This window comes from Streptomyces sp. MAR4 CNX-425 (assembly GCF_048656465.1).
Taxonomy (GTDB): domain Bacteria; phylum Actinomycetota; class Actinomycetes; order Streptomycetales; family Streptomycetaceae; genus Streptomyces.
The window spans coordinates 227,268-236,739 of record NZ_JBMDLF010000002.1 but is presented as its reverse complement, the minus strand read 5'-3'; the positions used below and the strand labels follow the sequence as shown (position 1 = coordinate 236,739).

The following is a 9,472-nucleotide window of genomic DNA, read 5'->3' as shown; positions in this document are numbered from 1 at the left end:
AACGCGTCACCGACGGGGGGAAGGACTCCATGCGTGCAGCAGACGTGCCGTTGATCGAGCGGGACCACGAACTCGCGGTCCTCGACAGCGCGGTCACCCGAAGCCGGCGCGGAGCGGGCCACCTGCTCCTGGTCGAAGGCGCCCCGGGCATGGGCAAGACCGCCCTGCTCACCGCCCTGCGGCGCCGGTCGGAGACGGCGGGCTGCCGCGTCCTCCAGGCCAGGAGCGCCGAGTCGGAGGGGGGATTCCCGTACGGCGTCGTGCGCCAGCTCTTCGAGGGCTGGCTGGCCACCGCGGCCCCCGAGGAGCGGCGCCGGGTGTTCCGGGGCCCGGCGCGCCCCGCGCTCCGGCTCTTCGAGTACGGGCCCCAGGACACCCCCGTGGGCCGGGAGCCCGCGCTCTCCTCCGGCGACCGGCAGCACGTACTCCTGAACGGCCTCTCCTGGATGTGCGCCCACCTCGCGGAACGCCGGCCCCTCACGCTGCTGCTCGACGACGCCTGGTGGGGCGACACCCCCTCGCTCCGCTTCCTGCACTACCTCGCCACCCGGCTGGACGGCCGGCCGATCCTGCTCGGCGTCACCACGGACCCCGCGCAGAAGGGGCCCTGGCTCAGCGGCGCCCACGCCGTCGTCAGCCTGCCGGCGGCGGAGCTGATCCGCCTCGCTCCGCTCAGCCCGGCGGGCGTCAGAGCCTGGCTCGGCGGACGGCTGGGCGACGGGGCCGGCTCCGCGCTGGTGGACGCGTGCCACCAGGCGACCGGCGGCACCCCCTTCTTCCTCCGCGAGCTGATCGACGAACTGGCCGCCGCCGCCCCGCCGGACGGCGGTCCGCCGCCCGCGGCCCTCGTGCCCGGACTCGCCCCGCCCCGGGTCGTGCACGGCCTGCGGCGCCGGCTGCGAGCGCTGCCGGCGCCCGCCGTCGCCCTGGTCGAGGCCATGGCCGTGCTGGGGACCGAACCCGGCCTCACGTACGCCGGCGGGGTCGCGGGCATCGACCCGGGGGCCGTCGCCGGCGCGCTGGGCGCGCTCGTGGACGGCGGGCTGCTCCGGCCCGGCCTGCCGCCCCGCTTCCTCTACCCCGTCGTCCGGACCGCGCTGTACCACGGCCTGCCGGCCACCCGGCGGAACGCGCTCCATGCCCGCGCCGCGCACGTCCTCGCCGCGGCCGCCGCCCCCGTGGACGAGACCGCCCGGCACCTGCTCCACGCCGACGTCACCGGCAACCGCGAGGTCGTCTCCCTGCTGCGCCGGGCCGCCCGCAAGGCGGTCGCCGACGACCGGCCGACCGCCGCCGTGACGTACCTGACCCGCGCCACCCAGGAGCCGCCCGCACCCGGCGACGAAGTCACCGTCCTCACCGAACTCGGCCGCGCCGAGCTGCGCGCCCGCATGGCCGCCGCCGTGGACCACCTCGGTCAGGCGATGGAGCTGAGCACAGATCCCGTGGAGCGCGGCACTATCGGGCCCGGCCTCGCGCAGGGACTCGTCGCCGCCGACCGGGTGGAGGAAGCCGTCTCCCTTCTCCAGCAGCTGCGCAACGAGGTCGGCGACCTCGACGAAACCCTCGGCGGCCGGCTCGACATCGCGCTCGTCGTCACCGCGCGACAGGCGGCCCACCTGCGGCCCATCGCCACGCGGCGGCTGAGCGAGATGGCCGGCGCCGACACCGTGGCCCCCCGCGTCGCCCGGCTCCTCGCCCTCGACGAACCGGTCGCGGCCCTGGGCCGCGGGGAGCCCGCGGCCCGGATCGGCGAGCTGACCGAGAAGGCCCTCGCCGAGGTGTTTGCCGACGGCCCCGGGTCGTACGACCACGAGGTGTCCGCGCAGCTCTGGTGCCGGGTCGCCGCCGTCCTCGCCTGCTGCGACCTGCTGGGAGACGCGGAGCGCCTGCTCACCCACGCGCTCGCGGACGCGGAGTGCACCGGCGCGTCGATCGCCGCCGACTCCTACCGCGCCGTGCGCGCCTGGGTCCGGTACCAGCGCGGCCGGCTGGCCGAGGCGGAGACGGACGCGCGCCACGTGCTTCACCGGGCCGACGGCGCCGGACTGCGCAGCCCCCTGGCGGTGTTCGCCGTCGCTGCGCTGACCTGCGTGCTGACCTCGCGCCACGAGCTCGACGCGGCGGCGGCCGTCGTACGCACCCACGACTTCAGCGCGTCGACGCGGCGGTCGGTGATCTACGCGCCCGTGCTGTTCGCCCGCGCCCGGCTGCACGGCGCCCTCGGCGACACCGACACCGCCGTCGAGGACACCCTCCACGGGTGCCGGCTCATGGAGGACTGGGGTCTGCGCGACGCCACCCTCCTGCAGACCCTGGACGCCGCCGTCCTGCTCGACCGGGCGGGCCGCACGGAAGCGGCCCGTGCCCTGACCGAGGGCGCGCTGCCGCGCGTACGGGCCTTCGCCGGCCGGCGGGTGACCGCCGCCGGGCTCCGCGCCCGCGGCCTGATGGCGGCGCCCGGCTCGGCGGTGCGGTACCTGGAGGAGGCCGCCGAGATGCTCGCCGGCTCCGAGGCCCGGCTCGACCACGCCACCGTGCTCGTCGATCTCGGGGCGGGGCTGCGCCGGTGTGAGCGCTGGACGCGCGCCCGGCGGACCCTGAACAGCGCGCTGGCCGTGGCCCGGGGCTGCGGGGCGTGGGGGCTGGTGACGGCCGCCAGGGCCGAGCTGTCGGCGATGGGCGTCCGGGTCCGCGTCACCGAGGCCGGCGCGGGTGCCCTCACCTCCCAGGAACGGCGGGTGGCGGGCCTGGCGGCGGAGGGCATCCGCAACCGGGACATCGCGCAGACCCTCTTCGTCACGGTGAAGACCGTGGAATGGCACCTCAGCCGGGCCTACCGGAAGCTGGGCATCACGTCCCGGCACGAGTTGCCGAAGGCGCTTGCCCGGCAGCGCGTCGGCGTCGCCTGAGGGGGAGCGGCGTACTCCGTCAGTCGCCGGCCAGGGCGGCGCCGAGTTCCCGTCGCGAGGCGATCCCGAGCTTCCGGTAGACCTGGCTCAGATGCCACTCGACCGTCTTCACCGTGACGAAGAGGATGCGGGCGATCTGCCGGTTGCTCTTCCCCTCCACCGCCAGCAGCGAGACGCGGTGCTCGCGCGGCGTCAGCCCCGCGACGCCGGTGCGCGCGGCGCGGCGCACGCGCACGCCCATCGCGGACAACTCCCGCCGGGCCTCCTTGCCGAGCGCGGCCAGGCCCGCGGAGTCGGCGGCCTCGATGGCGTCGCCCAGCGTGCGGCGGGCCTGCGCGGCACGGCCGGCCGCCCGGAGCCCGGCACCGAGCCGCACCCGGATCTCGCACTCGTCGACGACCGCGCCGGTGCCCGCGACCTGCTCCACCGCCTCGGCCAGCAGCGTGAGCGCCGGGGCGCCGCCCAGCGCGGCCGCGCGGGCAGCCAGGGCGCACGCCAGCGCCCGGGGTTCGCCGAACGCGCGCGCGGCGCGCAGCCGTTCCGCGGCGAGGGCACGGGCCTCGCCGACCCGGCCGAGCGCGGTGAGCGCCCGCACGGCCCGTACCCCCGAGTCGAACGCGGGGGAGCGGACCCCGTGTGCGGCCAGCGACTCGTGGACCGCCAGCAGGTCGAGGGCGCCCGCCGCGGTGTCGCCGCGGGCGAGGCGCAGCCGCCCGCGGGCCGCCGTCAGCGGCAGGGACAGCGCCCGGTGTCCGGCGTGCGCGCCGCCGCCCGGCGTGCCGTGCCGGGCGAACGCGGCGGCCGCGGCGCTGGTCTGGTTCCGCAGGAGCAGCACCTCGGTGAGGGTGTAGACGGCGAAGGGCCGGCCGAGGACGGCCGCGTCGTCCGGGTCGGAGCCGCTGAGCGCGGCCGTCGCGTCGGTGTCCGCCGCGGCCAGCATGCCGCGGCGGAGCTGGACGAACGCCCGCAGGGACCGCAGGTCGCGGGCGGCCGGCACCAGCCCCAGCGCCTCGGCGCGCCGAACGGCGTCGTCGAGGACGGCCGCGGCCTCCGGGAGGCGCCCGCAGCAGGACAGGCACAGCGCGATCAGGCCGGGGGCGAGCGCGTCGCCCCGCGCCGCATCGCCCCGCGCCGCATCGCTGTGCGCGCCGCGCCGGAGCGCCTCCTCCGCCAGCCGCCGCACGTCGGCCGCGGGCGCGCCGTCGAGCAGCGCGGCGAAGGCGCGCCGTGCGGGCGGCGGTTCGGTGGACTCGTCCAAACCGGCGTCCGTGCCGGCGCCGGCGGTGCGGGCCGCCGCGGGCCGGTCGTCGCGGCTGGGCGGGAGGTGCAGCAGGTGCTCGGCGACCTTCTCCGGCGGGGCGCCGGCGCGCGCGAGCGCCTGCGCCACGGCGGCGTGCGTGCGGTAGCGGCACGCGCGGGGCATGTGCGCGTACACGGCGTTGCGCACGATCGGATGGGTGAACCGGGGCGGGACACCGGGCTCGACGACGCCGATGTCGGTGAGCACGGCGACCACCTCCCCGACCTCCCGCGGGCTGAGCCCGGCGGCGTCGGCGAGCACACCGTGCCCGGCGGCACCGCGCACGACGGCGAGCACGTCGGTGAGGCGCCGGGCCCCTTCCCTGTGCTCCTGCGGCACGTGCCCCACCCACCGCTGCACGGCCCTGGCGACCTGCCGGGGCGCGGCCCGGGCCACCAGCCCCGGCCCCCACGGCCCCCCTGCCCCCGGGGCGCGCCGCAGTTCGGTGGCGAGTTCGTGGAGCAGCCCGGGATTCCCGCCGGTGACCACCCGGGCCGCGTACACCACCTCCGGGTCCGGCTCCCCGCCCCACACCGCGCCGAGGACCTCCGCCACGGCCTTCCGGCTGAGGACGTCCACGGGAACGGAGCGCACCGCGGATGCGCCGCGGAGCGCGTCGGCGAGGTCGGGATGCGCGCCGCAGCCGACGGCGGTGGTGGCGGTGGCGACGCACAGCACGGGGAGGCGCTTGAGCCGGTTCTCGACGTACTGGAGAAAACGCAGCGACGCGGCGTCCGCCCAGTGCAGGTCGTCGAGGAGCAGCAGGACGGGACCGCGCCGGCCCATATTGACGAGCATCCGGTGCAGCCCGCGCAGCAGCGCCTCGTGCTGCCGCCGCGCGATGTCGCCGTGCGCGATGGGATGCCGGTGGTCGAAGAGCGGCGAGGCGAGTGCCGCGGGCCCGTCGACGGCCGCGGCGCGGTCCTCGGCCGGGGCGGCCTCGAAAAACGGCTCGAACAACTGCCGGACGATCCCGTACGGAAATGCGCTCTCGAACTCACTGCTGCGCGCGCGGAGAACCGTGAACCCGGCGTCGGCAGCGCGCTCGTGCACAGCCCGGAGAAGAGAGGTCTTCCCGGTCCCGAAACCCCCTTCGACGACGACAATGCCGCCGGCGCCGTTCCGGCAGGAGCCGAGGGCGACGTCCAGGAGGCGTAACTGGTAATCGCGCTCGACGACGGGGAGGGTGTCCAGGTGGTGAATCCCGTGCATTACGCAGACATCCTCGTGAACCGCCTCATCCTTGCTCATCTCCGTTTCCGCTCGGGGAGACACCGATCCCCGGAACCGCCGGGCCGGGTCCGTGGGCGGGATTGTCGCCGGTCACCCTTGGGACCTTCTTGGCTGACACTTATCGCCGACCACCCCGGCGCGTACGCCCGGGGCCGCCGACATCCCCGGTGCCGAGCGGGTATCGGGTGAGGAGGCCCCGGGGGATGCCGGCCCGCCGTTCCCAGCGGATGCGCGGGCGACGGAAACCGTGCCCACCCGGCCACCAACCGGCGGGGGCGCACCGGGCAGCGGGATCAGCCGGGTGACGTCGTCGCGGGTGCCGCCGGTCAGCAGGACGGCGGCACAGAGGATTCCGCCCGATCAGCGCAGAGAGCCCGGTGAGGGGCGCCCGTACCGGCGCGTCGCCCGCCGTGGCGGGACTTGCGCCCGGCGACGGCCCGGCCGGCGGCAGTCGCCGGCGATGAGGAGCACGATCCGCGGCTGGGGCACCGGCCGTTCTGGTACCGCTGCTCGCGCCACGGATCTCCGCGGCTCACGTCAGCCCGCGCCGCCGAGATGTCCGCCGGCTACCAGCCGGGCCCGGAGCTTTCGGCGAGCGTCGAACATCGTCTTGTAGAGCGCGTTCCGGTTCGTCTCCAGCTCACTGGCGAGCGTTTCCAGGGAGACCCCGTTGACGACGGCGGTGAAGACCTGCCGCTGGCGGGCGCTCAGCGCCGTCGCCACCGCGTCGCGTACGGCCTCGACCAGCTCCTGAGCCTGCCAGTGACTGGCGGGGTCGGTGCCCGGCCGGTCGGGCACCTGGGCCCATTCGTCGGAATCGAACCGGGCATGTGCGGCGCGCCAGAAGTGACGGCCCAGCTTGCTGGACACCTCCAGGACGACAAATCGGTACGCCCACGTGGTGAACCTGGCGTCACCTCGGAATTCCTGGATTTTGTACGTGATGCGCATCAGCGCGTCAGCGGCTGCCTGATGGGCGAGATCATTCAGCTCCGGTCCGACAATCCGGTAACGGGGGCCCCGGCGGAGCACTTCGTCCATGGCAATACGCACGAGCAGTTCGTGCAGTTGCGTGCAGGCGTGCTCGTACCGCGGCCCGCGGCCGTCCTTGAGCGCATCCACCCAGGCGGCGGACTCCGGGTCGAGTCGCCCTCGCTCGTCCGTGGACTCTGTCGCCGGAACGCTGCCACCGGCTCCGGGCCGTTCCATCGGGGCCGAGCAATACCTTCTGGTATTCGCAGAGTGCATGGCTCTCAATCTCCAGCCGGTCTCGTGCCGACAAGCACATCACGAGACCATCTACCGGCCGTCTATCCGACATGACCGTCCTCCTGTTTCCCGCAGGGGGAGGTGGTGGACGGTCACGACGCGCGCGGCCCGGCGGCCGGCTGGTCACTCAGGGTCCTCCCGGGTGTCAGGGACCACGTGGACAGCCGCCTCCTCGGCGGAGGCGGCGCCGCTGTCGATGCCGACGTCCCGGGCCCAGTAGTCGTCGCCGTCGTACCCCTCGGCGACGACGTTCGTGTCCCAGCCGACGAGGCGTCCCGCACGCTCGTCACCGACCTGGTCGTCGATGAGCTCGCCGTCCGTGCCGATGACGTCGCCGAGCCCGTCGCCCTCGTCCGGCGCGTCGGCTTCCGGCACCTCGCGCCTGAGCCGATGCGTGAGGTCCTCGTGCGAGGCGCCCTCTCTCGCGGTGATGCCCCAGTCGTTGACGGCGAGAGGTGCGTCGGCAGGCGAGTAGCCCCGGTCGAGGACGTCCTCGCCCAGCTCGTCCTCGTCGTACTCCTCCTGCGAGCGCAGCGGGTTGGAAGCGCCCGCGTCCCCGGAGGGCTGCTGGTTGTCGGGTGAAGTCATTCCGGCCTCCGTGGCGTCCGAGTCCCGCGATCTCGATGCCGGCGCTCCGGTGACGGCTCGGCGGGAGGAGACCATTCCACCGGCCCGGTGTCGACCAGGCGTCTATCCGGCATAGTCGCGCGCGCCCCCGGCCGTAAGGAGTCGGCGGCCGCGGCAGCTAACGGGTCGAGCCGGCGGTCCGGCGCGGCAGCGCCGAGGCCCCGTCCGGCGGCCGCGACCTCGCGGCTCGTCTCGTGTCCCACGGCCTCGGCCGCATCGGGTCCTACAGGGAAGGGGGAGCACAGGGTGGTACCGGCAAAGGAGCACGCCGTGCTGGCGGGCGGGTGCTTCTGGGGCATGCAGGAGTTGTTCCGCACGTTCCCGGGTGTCGTGGGCACCCGTGTCGGCTACACCGGCGGCGACGTGGTGGCACCGACGTACCGGAACCACGGAAACCACGCGGAGGCGGTCGAGGTCGCCTACGACCCGTCCGGGACGGACTACGTCAGCATTCTGGCGTTCTTCTTCCAGATCCACGACCCCACCACGGTGAACCGGCAGGGCGACGACATCGGCCTGACCTTCCGGTCCGCCGTCTTCTACCTGGACGAAGAGCAGCGATGCACCGCCGAGGCGGTGATCACGGACTGTGACACGTCCGGGCTGTGGCCCGGGAAGCTGGTCACCGAGGTCGTTCCGTCCGGCACGTTCTGGGAGGCGGAACCCGAGCACCAGAACTACCTCCGGCGCCATCCGGACGCGCACATGAGCCAGTTTGTCCGGAGGGGCTGGAAGCTCCCCCGGGAGCGGGCCTGAAACGTCCGTCCCGCCGGCGTGTCCGAGCAGGCGCGACGGCGGCGGGTGGCCCCCGGGGGCTCGGTCACCTCAGGAACTCCCGCAGCTCCTGTTCCAGGACGTGCTTGGGCCTGGCCCCCACGACCGTCTTGACGACCTTGCCGTCCCGGTAGACGTGGAGCGTGGGGATGGACCTGACTCCGTACCTCCCAGCGGTGCGAGGGCTCTCGTCGACGTTCAGCTGGACGACGGTGATCTTGTCGCTGTGCTCGGTGGCGAGTGCCTCAAGGACCGGTGCCACCAGGCGGCAGGGCCCGCACCATTCGGCCCAGAAGTCGACGAGCACCGGCCTGTCGCTCGTGAGCACCTCGTCCTCGAAGGTCTCGTCGGTCACGCTTGTCAGCTTGCCTGCCATGCGGGCTCCTCGTACGTGGTCGGCTCTGCCCGATGCTCCCGGGCCCGTCCCGCCCGGGGCAGGTGTCACCTGCCGGTCCCGGGCAGGGCGTGGGGGCTGCGTCTAGTTGCGGCCTGCCATGAATCCGCCGTCGACGTTGACGATGGCGCCCGTGGTCCAGTCGGAGGCCGGGGAGAGGAGGAAGGTGATCGCCGAGGCCAGGTCCTGCGGGGTGCCGACACGGCCGAGCGGGTGCAGGCCGGCCAGCTGCTCCATCGCGCCGTCCAGCTGGTCGGCGGGAAAGACCTTGTCGAACAGGGGCGTCCTGGTGACGGCGGGAGCCACGGCGTTCACCCGGATTCCCTCGCCCGCGAGTTCCATGGCCAGGTTGTGCGTGAGAGCGTGCAGGCCGGCCTTGGCCATCGAGTAGGCCGACGACGGTGTCGCCGCGATGGCCTGGTGCGCCCACATGCTGCCCACGTTCACGAGGGCGCCGCCCCGGCCGCCGGCGACCATGGCCCGGACGGCGGTCTGGATCAGGAAGAAGGCCGCCCTGTTGAGGTCGTGATAGGCGTCGTAGTCCGCGACCTCGTGGTCGAGGAAGGGTTTCGGCGTGAAGAATCCCGCCGCGTTGACGAGGAGGGTCGCGTCGGGGTGGTCCTCCGCCAACTGCTTCTGCGCCTCGGCGACCTGGTCCCGGTTTGCCAGGTCGGCCGCGATCGACCACGCGTCGCCGGCGCGCGACAGCCCGGTCGTGGCGTCGTCGAGTTTCTGACCGGGGCGGCCGATGATCACCGCGCTGCCGCCCCTCGCGATCACGTTCTCGGCGGTCTTGAGGCCCATGCCGCTGGCTCCGCCGATCACGACGAGCTTTTTTCCTTCGAAGTCCGTGGCCACGCGAATCACTCCTTGGCCGAGTGGTGAACGAAGACTCTCTTCCGGTGATGCACTCGACGTTGGCACGCCAGGGTCTACGACGGATCTACAAGCCCTCTACGGCGC

The 9,472-nt window shown here is 74.4% G+C and carries 7 protein-coding genes and 1 pseudogene; 2 read left to right on the top strand and 6 right to left on the bottom strand.

Going from position 1 to position 9,472, the window contains the following annotated elements; genetic code table 11:
* The first annotated feature begins 29 nt into the window (after nucleotides 1-29).
* Entirely contained in the window at nucleotides 30-2,912 is a 2,883-nt protein-coding gene (locus ACHZ99_RS06420) for a helix-turn-helix transcriptional regulator (RefSeq protein ID WP_420303395.1), read from the top strand.
* A gap of 19 nt (nucleotides 2,913-2,931) precedes the next feature.
* Here ACHZ99_RS06420 and ACHZ99_RS06415 read toward each other — a convergent pair whose 3' ends face one another.
* The 4 genes and pseudogenes from ACHZ99_RS06415 to ACHZ99_RS06400 form a co-directional block, all read right to left on the bottom strand.
* The gene (locus ACHZ99_RS06415) at nucleotides 2,932-5,424 is read right to left on the bottom strand and encodes an AAA family ATPase (protein WP_420303394.1); all 2,493 of its coding nucleotides are present in this window, start codon (nucleotides 5,422-5,424) and stop codon (nucleotides 2,932-2,934) included.
* A gap of 139 nt (nucleotides 5,425-5,563) precedes the next feature.
* Nucleotides 5,564-5,784: pseudogene (locus ACHZ99_RS06410) on the bottom strand (hypothetical protein); the annotation flags it as partial.
* 198 nt (nucleotides 5,785-5,982) lie between these two features.
* Complete coding sequence (locus ACHZ99_RS06405; protein WP_420303393.1) at nucleotides 5,983-6,567, bottom strand: RNA polymerase sigma factor; 585 nt, start codon at nucleotides 6,565-6,567, stop codon at nucleotides 5,983-5,985.
* Between the two features lie 270 nt (nucleotides 6,568-6,837).
* Nucleotides 6,838-7,302 (bottom strand): DUF5709 domain-containing protein, encoded by a 465-nt coding sequence (locus ACHZ99_RS06400; protein ID WP_420303392.1) that lies wholly within the window; start codon nucleotides 7,300-7,302, stop codon nucleotides 6,838-6,840.
* Nucleotides 7,303-7,587: 285 nt separating this feature from the next.
* Between ACHZ99_RS06400 and msrA the strand changes: the two genes are divergently transcribed.
* Entirely contained in the window at nucleotides 7,588-8,097 is a 510-nt protein-coding gene (gene msrA, locus ACHZ99_RS06395) for a peptide-methionine (S)-S-oxide reductase MsrA (protein WP_420303391.1), read from the top strand.
* Between the two features lie 64 nt (nucleotides 8,098-8,161).
* Here the strand turns inward: msrA and trxA are convergent, their stop codons facing one another.
* Both trxA and ACHZ99_RS06385 read right to left on the bottom strand, forming a co-directional pair.
* Entirely contained in the window at nucleotides 8,162-8,491 is a 330-nt protein-coding gene (trxA, locus tag ACHZ99_RS06390) for a thioredoxin (RefSeq protein WP_420303390.1), read from the bottom strand.
* Nucleotides 8,492-8,593: 102 nt separating this feature from the next.
* Complete coding sequence (locus ACHZ99_RS06385; RefSeq protein ID WP_420303389.1) at nucleotides 8,594-9,367, bottom strand: SDR family NAD(P)-dependent oxidoreductase; 774 nt, start codon at nucleotides 9,365-9,367, stop codon at nucleotides 8,594-8,596.
* Between the last annotated feature and the right edge of the window lie 105 nt (nucleotides 9,368-9,472).